General features: G+C 69.1%; 14 protein-coding genes. 9 read left to right on the forward strand and 5 right to left on the reverse strand.

All coding sequences use genetic code 11. The annotated features are described in order from the left end of the window. Nucleotides 1–39 precede the first annotated feature (39 nt). Nucleotides 40–1,053, forward strand: coding sequence for a zinc-binding alcohol dehydrogenase family protein (locus tag QFW96_RS16605; RefSeq protein WP_281456596.1), 1,014 nt, complete (start codon nucleotides 40–42; stop codon nucleotides 1,051–1,053). A gap of 127 nt (nucleotides 1,054–1,180) precedes the next feature. Here QFW96_RS16605 and QFW96_RS16610 read toward each other — a convergent pair whose 3' ends face one another. Then, a complete protein-coding gene (locus QFW96_RS16610; protein WP_281456561.1) occupies nucleotides 1,181–1,372 on the reverse strand; it encodes a ubiquitin-like protein Pup in 192 nt (63 codons plus the stop codon). A gap of 318 nt (nucleotides 1,373–1,690) precedes the next feature. On the opposite strand from QFW96_RS16610, the gene QFW96_RS16615 reads away from it, so the two are divergent. From QFW96_RS16615 to QFW96_RS16625, 3 genes are all read left to right on the forward strand, one after another. Further along, nucleotides 1,691–2,533, forward strand: a complete 843-nt coding sequence (locus QFW96_RS16615; RefSeq protein WP_281456562.1) for a universal stress protein — start codon at nucleotides 1,691–1,693, stop codon at nucleotides 2,531–2,533. A 282-nt stretch (nucleotides 2,534–2,815) separates the two neighbouring features. Further along, nucleotides 2,816–3,514: a DUF4386 family protein gene (locus QFW96_RS16620; protein WP_281456563.1), complete on the forward strand. Its 699-nt coding sequence runs from the start codon at nucleotides 2,816–2,818 to the stop codon at nucleotides 3,512–3,514. A gap of 42 nt (nucleotides 3,515–3,556) precedes the next feature. Next, nucleotides 3,557–4,066, forward strand: a complete 510-nt coding sequence (locus tag QFW96_RS16625; protein WP_281456564.1) for a universal stress protein — start codon at nucleotides 3,557–3,559, stop codon at nucleotides 4,064–4,066. A 32-nt stretch (nucleotides 4,067–4,098) separates the two neighbouring features. On the opposite strand, the gene QFW96_RS16630 is transcribed toward QFW96_RS16625, so the two are convergent. Next, a complete protein-coding gene (locus QFW96_RS16630) occupies nucleotides 4,099–4,935 on the reverse strand; it encodes a universal stress protein (RefSeq protein ID WP_281456565.1) in 837 nt (278 codons plus the stop codon). A 630-nt stretch (nucleotides 4,936–5,565) separates the two neighbouring features. Here QFW96_RS16630 and QFW96_RS16635 point away from each other — a divergent pair. From QFW96_RS16635 to QFW96_RS16645, 3 genes are read left to right on the forward strand one after another with little or no spacing between them, the layout of a single operon-like run. Then, nucleotides 5,566–6,213 (forward strand): hypothetical protein, encoded by a 648-nt coding sequence (locus QFW96_RS16635; RefSeq protein ID WP_281456566.1) that lies wholly within the window; start codon nucleotides 5,566–5,568, stop codon nucleotides 6,211–6,213. Nucleotides 6,214–6,265: 52 nt separating this feature from the next. Then, nucleotides 6,266–6,760 (forward strand): universal stress protein, encoded by a 495-nt coding sequence (locus tag QFW96_RS16640; protein ID WP_281456567.1) that lies wholly within the window; start codon nucleotides 6,266–6,268, stop codon nucleotides 6,758–6,760. Between the two features lie 11 nt (nucleotides 6,761–6,771). Beyond that, complete coding sequence (locus QFW96_RS16645) at nucleotides 6,772–7,764, forward strand: Acg family FMN-binding oxidoreductase (protein WP_281456568.1); 993 nt, start codon at nucleotides 6,772–6,774, stop codon at nucleotides 7,762–7,764. Between the two features lie 102 nt (nucleotides 7,765–7,866). On the opposite strand, the gene QFW96_RS16650 is transcribed toward QFW96_RS16645, so the two are convergent. Continuing rightward, nucleotides 7,867–8,766, reverse strand: a complete 900-nt coding sequence (locus QFW96_RS16650) for a universal stress protein (RefSeq protein ID WP_281456569.1) — start codon at nucleotides 8,764–8,766, stop codon at nucleotides 7,867–7,869. A 141-nt stretch (nucleotides 8,767–8,907) separates the two neighbouring features. Here QFW96_RS16650 and QFW96_RS16655 point away from each other — a divergent pair, with 141 nt between their 5' ends. Both QFW96_RS16655 and QFW96_RS16660 read left to right on the forward strand, forming a co-directional pair. Beyond that, on the forward strand, nucleotides 8,908–9,471 hold the full coding sequence (locus tag QFW96_RS16655) for a ferritin (protein WP_281456570.1): 564 nt from the start codon (nucleotides 8,908–8,910) through the stop codon (nucleotides 9,469–9,471). Nucleotides 9,472–9,563: 92 nt separating this feature from the next. Then, nucleotides 9,564–10,967: a bifunctional aminoglycoside phosphotransferase/ATP-binding protein gene (locus tag QFW96_RS16660; RefSeq protein ID WP_281456571.1), complete on the forward strand. Its 1,404-nt coding sequence runs from the start codon at nucleotides 9,564–9,566 to the stop codon at nucleotides 10,965–10,967. A gap of 151 nt (nucleotides 10,968–11,118) precedes the next feature. Here QFW96_RS16660 and QFW96_RS16665 read toward each other — a convergent pair whose 3' ends face one another. Beyond that, the gene (locus QFW96_RS16665; protein ID WP_281456572.1) at nucleotides 11,119–11,391 is read right to left on the reverse strand and encodes a DUF3040 domain-containing protein; all 273 of its coding nucleotides are present in this window, start codon (nucleotides 11,389–11,391) and stop codon (nucleotides 11,119–11,121) included. A 479-nt stretch (nucleotides 11,392–11,870) separates the two neighbouring features. After that, nucleotides 11,871–13,139 (reverse strand): MgtC/SapB family protein, encoded by a 1,269-nt coding sequence (locus QFW96_RS16670; RefSeq protein ID WP_281456573.1) that lies wholly within the window; start codon nucleotides 13,137–13,139, stop codon nucleotides 11,871–11,873. Nucleotides 13,140–13,160: the final 21 nt, after the last annotated feature.

Raw genomic sequence — 13,160 nt, forward strand, 5'->3', positions numbered from 1 at the left:
TCAAGCGGGTCGACTGGTGTCATGACGAGGAACGAGGAGATGCGTGCGTGGGTCGTTGGTGAACCTGGCACGTTGGAGAGCGGGCCGCTGTCGCTGGGTTTTCGATCGCGCCCAAGACCAGAGGCGGATGAGCTCGTCGTCCGTGTGCTGGTGTGCGGGGTGTGCCGCACGGACCTGCACGTCGTTGGAGGCGACCTCTCCGTGCACGCGGCCGGGGTGGTGCCCGGCCACGAGGTCGTCGGAGAAGTGGTCGGCAAGGGCCCCGATGCGTCGGGGTTCGAGGAGGGCGACCGCGTCGGGATCGCGTGGTTGCGGCGAACATGCGGGTACTGCCGGTACTGCCGAGGTGGTCGGGAGAACCTCTGCCCGGATTCGCGCTACACGGGCTGGGACGCGGACGGAGGTTACGCCGAGTACGCCACCGTGCCCTCGGAGTACGCCTATCACCTGCCGGCCGGGTACTCCGACGACGAGCTCGCGCCGCTGCTGTGCGCCGGCCTCATCGGTTACCGGGCGTTCAAGCGCGCCCAGGTTCCCGAAGGCGGTCGGCTCGGCATCTACGGCTTCGGCGCCAGCGCTCACCTGACCGCTCAGGTCGCCATGGCGCGCGGAGCGACGGTGCACGTCCTGACGCGCTCGGTGCTGGCGCGGAAGCTCGCCCTGGAGCTGGGGGCCGCCTCGGCCGGAGGTGCTGCGGACCGTCCCCCCGAGCCGCTCGACTCGGCGGTGCTGTTCGCCCCGGTCGGAGAGCTCGTTCCGGTCGCGCTGGAGGCGCTGGACCGCGGTGGCACGTTGGCGATCGCCGGGATCCACCTCACCGATGTGCCTGCGCTGAACTACCAGCGGCACCTGTTCTACGAACGCACCCTGTGCAGCGTCACGGCGAACACGCGCCTGGACGGTCAGGAGTTCTTCCGCTTCGCCGCCGGCAACCCCCTCCGCGTCGCGACGACCCCGTACCGCTTCGAGGAAGCTGATCGCGCCCTGGCGGACCTGGCGGCCGATCGCGTGCACGGCGCGGCCGTCCTCCGCGTGGGCTCCCGCACCTCGTGAAGCGGCCTGACCGAAGTGGACCTGTCCACACCACCTCGCGCGTCATGATCGACCGCTGTCGCTCGTGGTGCGGTAGAGGAAGCTGTGATCGTGCCTGTCCGTTGAGAGGCTTGCGCGGGCCGCGATTTTACTGGCCGCCCTTTTGCACGTACGAGCGGACGAATTCCGCTGCGTTCTCCTCCAGGACGTCGTCGATCTCGTCCAGCAGGGATTCTGTGCCGTCATCGAGCTGTTCCCGCCGTTCTCGCCCGGCAGCGGTGATGTCGGCCGGTTCGTCGTCAGTGCGCTGCTGGGTGCGTTGTGCCCTTTCCTGCCGCATGTCCTGCCCCCTTCGCCTGTCGGTCGTGGCCCGCTCGGATTGAAGACTGCGAGGAGCAAGTGTCACGAGATGTCGTTGGGCACCGACAGAGGACTACGGCCTGTTCGGTCTCGCGGCGCCGGAGAGCCCCGATTGGCACCCAGGTTCCTCCGTTCTCCACAAACTCGGGCGAGCTCACCCGAACGCGACGCTGTTCCCGAGCGGGGGACGAACGGCGCGCAGGAGCGGGGACATGTGCGGTCCCGATGGTCGTGTCACAGTGCGACTGTGGGCAGCTCGCCGTGCGCGGAGCGAGACGGGCGGAGAGGGGGTGGCGGGATGACGGCGAAGCAGGATCTGCCGGTGTTGGTGGGGTTGGATGGGTCCGAGCCGTCGTTGGCGGCTGCGGTGTGGGCGGCGACGGAAGCCGATCTCCGGCACGCTCGCATGCGCCTCATGGCTGTCGGCAACGATTCGGCACAGGACGAGGAGCTCCGGGCCTCGCTGTCGAACGCAGCTGAGCACTGCCGCGAGAAGTGCCCCCAGGTCGAGGTCGTCGAAGCCGTCGAGCACGGGCGTCCCTCCGAGGCGCTGGTCCGGTCCTCCGCGGAGGCATGCCTGCTCGTGGTCGGATCACGTGGCCGCGGAAACCTGGCAGAGGCCGTGCTCGGCTCGGTGAGCACGGCGGTAGCGATGCTCGCCCGTTGCCCGGTCGCGGTCATTCGTGAACGCCGCACGAGCTTCTCGGTCGGTCCGGTCGTGGTGGGCGTGGACGGTTCGCCGGCGAGCCGCTCGGCCCTGCGATTCGCGTTCGACGCGGCCACCGCACGGCAGACGGATCTCGTGGCGATCTTGGTCTGGCAGCCGGCACATTCAGGGCGTTCCGGACGTGAGACGCTTCCAGGGGCCGTCTGGTTCGGCCTGGATGACGCGCAGCGGGAGTTGGCTGCGCAGCTCGAAGAGTGGCGCGCAAGCCACCCGGAGGTCCTGGTCCGCGAGTCGGTGCGGTTCGGACACCCGGTCGAAGAGCTGGTGTCATCAGCCTCGCACGCCCAGTTGTTGGTGGTCGGGCATAAGGGGGCGGGCGGGTTCGAGCGGTTGCTCCCGGGATCGGTGGCCCACGGGGTGCTGCACCACGCCGAGTGTCCTGTGGTTGTCGTGCGTCCCGGTCAGACGACCTGAAGTTCCGGAACCTCAGGTCCTCGTTCAGCTAGCGCGTTCCGCGGTCCTTCCCCAGCAGGCCCCGCACGTTCAGCACTGCGGGGGCTGGATTCCTCGGGTTGATTCGAGTGCGGGCAGCACAGCCACGCTTCGTGTGAAGGTCGGGGGAGGCTTTCGGCCCTGCCAGCACCGCCCTTTGCCGCGCATTCTCGAGTCGCCAGTTGCTCGGGCTGGCGCAACGCGTCATGTGAGAAGAAGGGGCTCGTGCGCTCGAGGCGCACTGATGCGCACGCGGAGGAAGCCGTGAACGAGAGGATCTGGGAACGACTGGGCGCGGGCAGCGGTCTGCTCGCCGCCGTGGCGCTCCTCGTGGGGATGTTGCTGGTGCCCATGCCGGTCGGTCTCGCCGAAGACCCGCTGGCCATCGCGACCTACTTCGCCGAGCACCGAGTGGCGATCCAGATCGCGGTGCTGCTGGTGTCGCTGGGCGCGGTGGTGGCCTTGTGGTTCGTCGCCCACCTGCGCCACGTGCTGCAGCGGGCCGAAGGCGGTGAGGAAGCGTTCGCACCCGTGGTGCTGCTCGCCGGGGCGAGCCTGGCGGTGGCCGCGTTGTTCGCCATGGTCCCCGCTGCCGTGCTGGCCGTTCTCACCACGCGGACCGCATCGCTGAACGGACCGGCGGTTCTCACCCTCTACACGCTGCACCAGCAGGCCGGGGGAGCGATCGGCCTGCTGATCGCCTTGTTCGCGGCCACTGCCGGTGCTGCGATGGTGCGCCGCGAGATCACCGGACCGTGGCTGGGATGGGTGGGTGTCCTCGTGGCCGTACTCGGCCTGGCGGCAGCGATCTCGGTCTTCTTCGACGCGGGCATGCTGATGACGGTGCTGATGTTCGCTGCGGGTCTCGCGTTCGTCCTGTGGATCGGCGCGGTCTCGGTCGTCATGGTCACCCGGCCGGAAGTCGATCGAGCACGAGCAGCGCGCACCGTCTTCGCGCACTGACGCTCCTGTTCGCGTCCCGCATCGCGGGAAGGGAGGCGCGCCGTGCGAACCGCACTGGGTTTCGTCGTGGGAGTGGACGGCTCGGAGGCGAGTCAACGTGCGCTTCAGTGGGCGTTGTGCGAGGCGCGTGCACGTGGGGCTTCGGTCGCCGCCATCATGGTCTGGCGGTCGCACGCGGTGCTGTCCGGTCCGGCTCCGCTGATGATGAATCCTGGGCTGGCACCGCACGAAGTGCGCGATCTGCGTTGGCAGGAGCTGAACCGGGTCGTCGCCGAGTGCCTCGCGGGCGCGTCCACGCCCCAGCTGCATGAGGAACTCGTAGAAGGGCGCCCGGAGGAGGTTCTGGCCGCGAAGTCGGCCCACGCCGGGATGCTCGTCCTGGGCGACCGGGGACGTGGTCGCGTCGCCGATGCGGTGCTGGGCAGCACGGCGCTGCGCTGCATCCGCCACGCGCGGTGCCCGGTCGTGATCATTCCCAGCGGCTTCGAGGCCGGAGATGTCGGCCCGGGAACGGCGCAGTCTTCGCAGGCCGCGGATCCCGTCCTCGGCTGATCCGCGTCACCCACCGGGCGGGTTCGTGCGGATCACTTGGCTCGGTCATCCCCGTTGCGGACGACCACGACCGGGCAAGGCGCGTGGTGCAGGACGCCGGCGGCGACCGACCCCAGGAACAACCCGCCGAATCCGCCACGTCCGCGGTGCCCGACGACGAGCAGCTGCGCGTTCCGGCCCGCGTCGGTCAGCGTCGCCACAGGGTGGCCGCGCTGTGCCAGCTGCCGACTGCGGACGTTCGGGAACTCCTCCTGCAAGGAGGAAACTTGGTCGGCGAGCGACTGCTCGACCTCCCGCTGCACGCGGTCACGTTCGTCGGACGGCAGTGGTCCAGCGAGCAGATCCCCTTCGTGCCACACCTCCATCACGAGCAACTCGGCAGCGGCGCCGCGGGCCTCTTCGAACGCGAACCGCAGCGCGTTGGTGCTGGATTCGGAGCCGTCCACTCCGACCAGCACCGGCCCGACCGTCGTCGGAACGCCCCGGCGGACCACGACGACCGGACATGAGCCGTGGGTGGCCACGGCTGCGCTGACCCCGCCGATCAGGGCGTCCGCGAATCCGCCGTGCCCGCGTCCGCCGAGCACCACCAGCTGGGCCTTCCGGCTCTGCCGCAGGAGTTCCTCGACCGGTCGTCCGCTCGCGGTCTCCACGTCCACCGCGAGGTGGGGGGCCATGGCCCGGCACTTCTCGGCGGTCTTGCGCACCGCGTCCTCGGCGTAGGACGCGCGGGCCGGGTCGTCGTTGACGATCACCAGCAGCAGAGCTGCCCCGCGGTGGTCTGCTTCGGCCACGGCCCAGTTGGCCGCGCGCACGGCGTCTTCGGAGCCGTCGATGCCTACGACGATGGGTTTGTCCGGTGTCACCATGTCGGCCTCCCAACCCGCTTGCACGGCGAACTCGGCGATTCCCGCTCCGTGTCGCCGATAACGGCGCACCGGCTGCGTTCGCTCGTGCGTCCGAAGCTCTGCCGGCCCAGCTCACCACCGGCAACACGACTCATCTAGGCATACCCGCGGCGAGTACCGCCACGCGAGGCCGGAAGACCTGTCCGGGTGACCCTCTTCGCGGTGCTGCTGGCGGCCGGGTGGCGGCCGGGGCGGACGTATCGGAGAACGCGGTGCTCCACCACGCCTACCTGGAGGCGACAACCGTGACCCTCCTGGGCATCGGCTGCCGTTCCCGGTGCTCGTGTGGGGCGCCGATGAGCTCTACCGACACTTGTCGCGTGGTCGGATCTGAGAATGCTCGATCGGGAGTCGTCGAGCAGGAAGCCGCCGAACGTCCTGCCCTGCAGCCGTTGCGATTTCGCGATCTGTCCGAGGCCGGACACCGGTGCTTCGTGCGTCCGGGCGTGGCTCCGGTTCCTCGATGCGCCATGCTCCCGTCGCCGGAACTCGTGCGAGAGGGCGTATAGCCCACTGCTGGTCGTGGTACCCGAGGACTGGTGCGCGGTGACGTCATCGGCCAGCAGAACTCGTGCGCGAGGAGGAGGTTCGATGAACAAGAAGACCGGGGAGACCGACGCGATATCGGAATCGGAGCGGAAGAACACGGCCTCGGCGTCGTGGGAGGTTACAGGCAGGTCCGTGACGATCGATGATTTCGCCGCCGAGTGCGATTTCAGCGCCGTCGAACACCTCGTGGTCAACAGGCCACCGGAGGCGGTGTATTCCGCAGTCCGGAACCTGGATCTGCTCACGATCCAGTCACGCACGGCGGACATGGCGATGTGGGTGCGAGGCTTGCCCGAGCGCCTGAGGAGGCGGGTCCCACCGAGGCGGCCGACGAGGCTGACCTTCGACGATCTCGTCGCGAGTGGTGACTGGGTGCTGCTCGGCGAGCAGCCCGGGAGAGAGGTCATCTTCGGGGCGGCAGGCCGGTTCTGGACTCCGATCGTGCGTTGGGAGCAGGTCGAGCCCGAGCAGTTCGTCCAGTATGGCAAGCCGGGGCGCGGCAAGATCGTTTCTTCGTTGTCGGTGCGACCGTACGGGCGGAACAGCAGCCTGGTGACCTACGACATCCGCACCGTTCTCAACGACCCGATCACGCACCGGATCTTCAAGCTGTACTGGTTGGTGGTCAAGCCGTTCGTGCGGGCCCTCATGCGGGCCACCGTCCGCGCTGTCGCCAAGCAGGGGGCGTAGTTCGTGCGAACACGACGGCGGACGTGCTCGGTGATTCGAGGAGGGCGGGGCCATGAGTGAGAACGGGCCGCGAATCGTCGTCGGAGTCGACGGCTCACCGGGCTCGCGAGCGGCATTGCGGTGGGCGGTGCGCTACGCCGAGCAGTTCCGCGGGGAGGTCACCGCGGTACTGGCGTGGGCGCCGCCGAGCTTCACCGAGGTAGCACCCGTGCCGCCGCCGATATCCGATGACGAGTCGAAAACCCGTGCGGAGAAAGGGCTCCGGGAGATCGTCGACGAGGTCACGGGGATGCCGGTGACATCGGTGCGCGTCCGCCGAGAGGTCGTCCGCGGTCATGCCGCGCGCGCCCTGCTGGACCGGGCCGAGAATGCGGAGCTCCTGGTGGTCGGCAGTCGCGGGCACGGCGGATTCGTGGGCGCCCTGCTGGGGTCGGTGAGTCAGCACTGCGTCACCCACGCGTCGTGCCCGGTCGTCGTCGTTCGGTCACCGGCTGAAGAACAGCGCGGGTGCCGGGGTGATGTTGTCGGCGACGCGCGAGGATTCTGAGGGTGAATGCGATGGCTAGATGGGGTCCGTCGCAGGCGACGGTGCGCGCGGCGTTGGCGCTGGCGTGCCGGGCGCCGTCGGTGCACAACAGCCAGCCCTGGCTGTGGAGGGTGGCCGAGCATTCGGCGCACCTCTACCTGGATCGTTCTCGCGCGTTGCCCGTTGCTGATCCGACCGGCCGCGAGATGGTGATGAGTTGTGGTGCTGCGTTGAACCACCTGCGCATCGCCTTGGCTGCCGAGGGATGGCAGGCCCGGGTGCACCGGCTGCCGAACCCGGATCAGCCGGACCACCTGGCCTCGATCGAGTTCAGCAGGCTCGACGACGTCGACGAGCACGTGCTGACCTTGGCCGCCGCGGCTGCTGACCGGCGCACCGATCGGCGGCCTTTCGTGACTGACCCGGTGCCGGAGGAGGTGCTCGCCCCGTTGCGCGAGGTCGCGGGGGCCGAGGGTTGCCGACTCGTCCTCGCATCGGACGAGCGGTTGCGTGGAGAGCTGGAAGTGGCCATCGAGCGGGCGAATTCGGAGCTGCGCCAGCGGCCCGCGTACCGGCAAGAACTCGCCGCGTGGGCAGGGCGTCACGCTGCCGCTGAAGGGGTACCGGCTCGCAGCCTCCCGGCGGAGCACCTGCGCGGTGTGCCGGAGCGCAACTTCGCGCTCGTTGCCGAGGGGGAGATGGAGGTGCCGGTCCTGGCGGACGGGGCGGTCTTGGCGGTGCTGGCGACGCCGGGCGACGACCAGGCGAGTTGGCTGGCGGCGGGCGAGGCGCTGAGCGCTGTCCTGCTCTGCGCGACGGAACAGGGGCTGGCGACGTGTCCGCTCAGTCAGATCGGTGAGTCGGCCGTGTCCCGCGACCAGGTCCGGGAGCAGGTTCTCGGGGGAGAAGGACTTCCTCAGCTGGCGCTGCGGATCGGGTGGCCGGTGACGCACGAGTTCCCCGGACCGTTGACACCACGTCGAGCCGTGTCGGACGTCGTCCAAGGGTTGTTCCCCGAAGGGTGAAGGTGTGCCGGCGCATCGTTCCGATCGACCCCTCGCCCGCTGCGCTCGTTGCTCCTCTCGGGTTGCTCACGGGGTGGATGGCGGGCGTGGCGAGCTCGCGGTTCAGCGGACGACCGCTACGGGGCAGGCTGCGTAGTGCACGACGGCGTGGCTGACCGAACCGAGCAAGGCCGAGCGGATGACGCCGCGCCCGCGGGTGCCGACGACGAGGAGATCGGCATCGACGGCAGCGGTGAGCAGCGCATCGGTCGGGCCTTCGGTGGGGATCACATCGTGGTGCGCGACGACGTCCGGGTACTGCTCGGCGCATCCGGCTACGGACTCGGCCAAGAGGCGGCGGTGAGCGTCGACGACATCGGAGTCGAGGGTCCATCCGCGGTTCGGTGGCAGCGGGTCCGGTGCGTGCTCGGCGATGGCCAGCAGCGCGGTGAGCTCCGCGCCGTGGCGGAACGCGACGTCGTAGGCGAAGTCCGCCGCCCGCGCGCTGCACGCGGAGCCATCGACGCCCACGATGACACGCTCGATCCCCGCGGCCGGTTCGGTGGAGCCGGACCAGCGCCGGCCGCGCACGATGACGACCGGAGCGGGCGCTGAGCGCACCAGCTCGCCTGCGGTCGAGCCGAGCAGGAGCTGATGCACCCGGCCAGTCCTGGGCGGGCCGAGCACGAGAACGCACGCGCGGGCGGCGGCATCGCGCAGGATGCTCGCCGGGTCGCCCATGCGCGCCCGCGTCCGCACGTCCAGTCCGGGGTGTTCACGGCGGCATTCGGCGGCGATGTCCGCCAGCGCTCGTTGCGCGGAACTGCGCAGCGGTTCGAACGAAACGGTCTCGCTGGGCAGGTGTATCCGCGTCAGCTCCTCCAGCGGGATGGGTATGGCGTGAACGACCTCCAGGGGCCGCCCGCGGGTCGTGGCTTCGAGCGCCGCCCACCGCACCGCCGTCCGGGATTCCGCAGAAGCGTCGAATCCGACGACGACCCCGTCGTTGTGGACCGTCGACATCGCGCTCAACCTCCGTGCTCGGACTCCCGCAAGCGTCGCTCAATCGGTGCTGCTCCGCAGCCCGCCGACCGCATGGGGTGATGGCCTCACCTGGCTTCGTGCGAGGTCGCGTTCATGGGCACCCGGTCGTAGCGTTTGGCCATGGATGCAGTCGTGAAGACGATCTCGCCGCGCACTTCCCGAGCCCAGAACTTGATGGAAGCGCAGGTGGGGAACGGGCTCAACGCATCGCAGCAGAACCTGGCGTTCGCGGTGTGGTTCGACCAGCGGGATCTACCGCGTCTGGCCTCGTACTTCTACCGGCAGTCGTTGCGCAAGCGGGATCACGCGATGCGGATCGTGCAGTACATGATCGACAACAATGTCGCCGTGGAAGTGCCCGGTCTGCAGACCGTCCGCAATGACTTCTCGGATCCTCGCGAGCTGATCGCGCTCGCCGTCGAGCAGGAACGCGTGGTCACCGATGAGGTCACGACGCTGTCCCGGGTGCTGCGCGAGGAGGAGGACTACCTCGGTGAGCAGTTCATGCGCTGGTTCTTGTCGGAGCAAGTCGACGAAGTCGCGCAGATGACGACGATGCTCAACGTCACCGATCGCTCCCAGGGCAACATGTTCGACCTGGAGGACTACCTCAAGCGGGATCCGGTGGAGAACGAGAGGTATGAATCGACAGCCCCGCGGGCCGCAGGCGGAAAGCTGCGATGACGGTTCCCGCAGCACCCGGCGGTGGCGCCGGGGGCGGCAGGCGCAGCCGACAGCCCGAGGGCGCGGCCGTGGCGGAAAGCCACACGGCCGTCGTGGTGTTCATCGGTGACAGGGCGTACAAGGTCAAGAAGCCGGTGGACTTCGGTTTCTTGAACTTCACCTCCGCTGAGGCCCGCAGGGTGGCCTGCGTCCGTGAGGTGGAGCTCAACCGGCGGCTGACGCCGGACGTGTATCTCGACCTCTCCGAGGTGCTCGACGGCGAGGGCCGGAGCTGCGACTGGATCGTGGTCATGCGGCGAATGCCCCCGGAGAGCCGGTTGGCGACGTTGGTGGAACGAGGCGTGGACGTGCGCGCGGACCTCGAGCAGCTCGCCCGGAAGCTGGCGTCGTTCCACAGCACCGCGAAGCGGGGCCCTGATGTCGAATCGGCAGGCCGGTCCGCCGCGTTGCGCAGGCGATGGGTCGACAACTTCGCCGGGGCTGAGCCGTTCGCGGGCATCGTTCTCGACCGCGACACGTTCGACGACATCGCCCGGCTGGCGTTGGACTACGTCGACGGCCGTGGACGGCTGCTGGAGGATCGGGTGCGCCGCGGGTACGTGGTGGACGGCCATGGCGACCTTCAGGCGGAGGACATCTTCTGCCTGTCCGACGGGCCGCGAGTGCTGGACTGCTTGGAGTTCGACGACGAGCTGCGCTACGTGGACGGCCTCGACGATGCGGCTTTCCTGGCGATGGACCTCGAACGCCTCGGCGCGCCGGTGCTAGGGCGGGAATTCCTCGACTGGTATGCGGTTTTGTCAGGCGCTCAAGTGGCCCGATCGCTCGCCGATCACTACATCGCATACCGTGCGTTCGTGCGGTCCAAGGTCGCGTGCCTGCGCCACGAGCAGGGCGTGGCAGCAGCGGCAGACGACGCGCGGATCCTCGCGGCGATGGCGCTGGAACACCTGCGCTCGGCCCAGGTCCGGCTGGTCCTGGTGGGCGGACTGCCAGGTGTGGGCAAGTCCACGGTGGCGGGCGCCCTCGCTGACCGGATGGGCGGGGTGTTGCTTCGGACGGATCAGATTCGCAGGGAACTGCCGCACGCAGCCGGCCTCGACCCGGGAGCGGGCTACGGGCGGGGCTTGTACGAAGGCGCGCAGGTCCACGACACCTACGGAGAGATGTTCGCGCGGTGTCGCCGGTTGCTGGAGCACGGCGAGAGCGTCGTGCTGGACGCGAGCTGGAGCAACGCCGACGAGCGGGATGCGGCCCGAGTTCTCGCGCGGGAGACGCGGGCTGCGATCACCGAGCTCCGGTGCGAGGCGCCGAAGGAGGTCGCGGTGGCTCGCCTCGCCGCCCGCGCGGATGATCCTTCGGACGCCACCGCCGAGATCGCCGAGGAGATGGCGGGCCGGTTCGCCGCATGGCCCGAAGGTGACACGGTGGACACTGCCGGGACACCGGAATCGGCTGGGGCTGCAGCCTGGAAGGTGCTGCAAGCACGCCGGTGAGCTGTCCGTTCGTCCCCGGTCACCGGTGTGGTGCAACTAGTGGGGTGCGTTGCAGGCATCGGCAGACGCTGTCCGGATCCGATTGCGGCCTGCTCCCGACGCATGCGGGGAGCGGAGGGCGCCGACGGCCGAAGTGGGCCGGTAGCGGGTCTCACGTTCGGCGATTGTGCTCGTGCCACCAAGCGTAGGTCAGAAGCGCGGCGGAGGTGAGGGATGCGACGAAGAACTCCGTCCCCTGGCCGAGGACCAAGCTCAGGACGGCGAACAGCGCCGCCAGCACCCCCAGCGCTCGCCACAAGGTCATCCATCTCATGACCTTCGTGATCGGTCGAGGTGTCGTCATCCTGTGGGCGAATTCGGGATCATCGGAACTGAGCTGGCGTTCGATCTTCTTGAGGCGGCGGCGTTCGCGTCCGCGGGACATGACTTCTCCCCTGTTCGGGCGGAACGTAGGGGCATTCGATCAGTTTTTCCGGTTGGTGAATGGAACGTTCCGCTGTGCAGTACGGGTCTTCCGCTGGCCGGGGTGGGCGCTCGGATCGAGCGGCGGAAAGCTTGATGCGCGGGTTGGTCACCGGGGGACGCTTCAAGTCTAGGGCGACGTGGGCCCCCGGGCGCCGGGACGACGGGCGCTCAGGAGGACTCTGGAGGCGATCGTGCTGTGGTACCGGTGTTTTCGGTTGCCGTGGGCACGGCGAACGACGCACGTGAGCGCCTTCGGTCACGGCGCGCTTTCGTGGGTGCGGCACAGCGGCGGCCACGTCGACCCCCGCCAGTGCGCGCAGATTGCGCCCGGGCCACACCGAGCGAAGGCGGAACTCGCTACCAGCAGCGTGGCGATCGCAGAGGTGCGAGAGCCAACTTCCCCCGGCTGTTCGACAAGCCGCTCTTGCTGGCGCCGCATCACATCACGAGCACGATCCCGCCGGCGACGGCGGTCGCGGGCAGGATGAGCAGCACGGCGAGTCGCGTCGCGAAGGCTAGACCACCTGCGACGCCGGCCAGCACGATCTTGATCAGGGTGTTGCTCAGCAGAGCCATGCCGACGCCGAGCAACGCCACGCTGATCGGAACGACCGTGCCGCCCAGCGAGGCCGTGGCCACCGCTGCGGAGTGCGCGTCGGCGAGTCCTCCCACGAATGCGGCCGCGAGGACACCCCGTGTGCCGAGCAGCGCTGCCGCGGCTCGGGTGGCGGTAAGCAGCAGCATCAGCAACAACGTCAGCGAGAGCGTGACGCGCAGGGACAGCGGGCGCTGGAACGCCGAAGGCGTATCGGTGGCGTTCGTTCCCTCCGCTTCGGAACCACCCACAGTGCTCCGAGTGCGCCAGGCGAGCCATCCGGCCTCGCCCAGCAGAACGGCCGCACCGGCAACCGAAGCCGGTAGTAGCCGGAGTGCGATGGTCGGATTGGCGACTGCGGTCAGCGCGATGAGCTGAACCAAGGTCGCGACACTTGCCGTGAGAACTGCAGGCAGGACCACGTCTCGCACGCCCGCGCCGGACCGTCGTGCCAGCACGACCGTGGTTGCTGAGGCAGAGACGAAACCACCCAGGAATCCGACGAGCACCAGTCCTTGTCGTTCGCCGAGCGCGCGCACGGCCACGTAGCCGGCCCAGCCGATGATGGTGATCGCGATGACCAGCAACCAGATCCGGGACGGGTTGAGCACTCCGTAGGGGCCCAGCGGTCGATCCGGCAGTAGTGGGAAGATCACGAACGCAACGACGAACAACCTGATGGCATCGGCGATGTCGTCGTCGGTGACCAGGTGGGTGGCGAATCGGTGAAGCGGTCGTTTAGCAGCCAGCAGGGCCACCACGGCTACGGCGATGGGCACCGCCCACGTCGGTTGTGACCAGGCCAGCGCTCCCAGCAGCACGGCTGCGACCGCAGCGACCTCGGTGGTGGCGCCCAGGTCGGCCTCCGGAGAGGCCCGCGCGCCCAGCACGTACCAGGCGACCACGAGAACACCGGCTGTGCCGACCGTGACGATCAGCATCGCCGGGGACAGTGCAGCAGCGATCGCCCCCACCAGGCTCAGCAAGGAGAACGTCCGTGAGCCGGCTGGGCGTACGGGCTGTCCGGCCGTGCTGTGCTCCCGCTCCAAGCCCAGCAGCAGCCCGATCGCCAGCGCGGTGGCGAAGTGAACGAGGGCCGTCGTGGTCTCCACCCGGAATCCTCAGCCTAGAAC

This window comes from Saccharopolyspora ipomoeae (assembly GCF_029952525.1).
GTDB lineage: Bacteria > Actinomycetota > Actinomycetes > Mycobacteriales > Pseudonocardiaceae > Saccharopolyspora > Saccharopolyspora ipomoeae.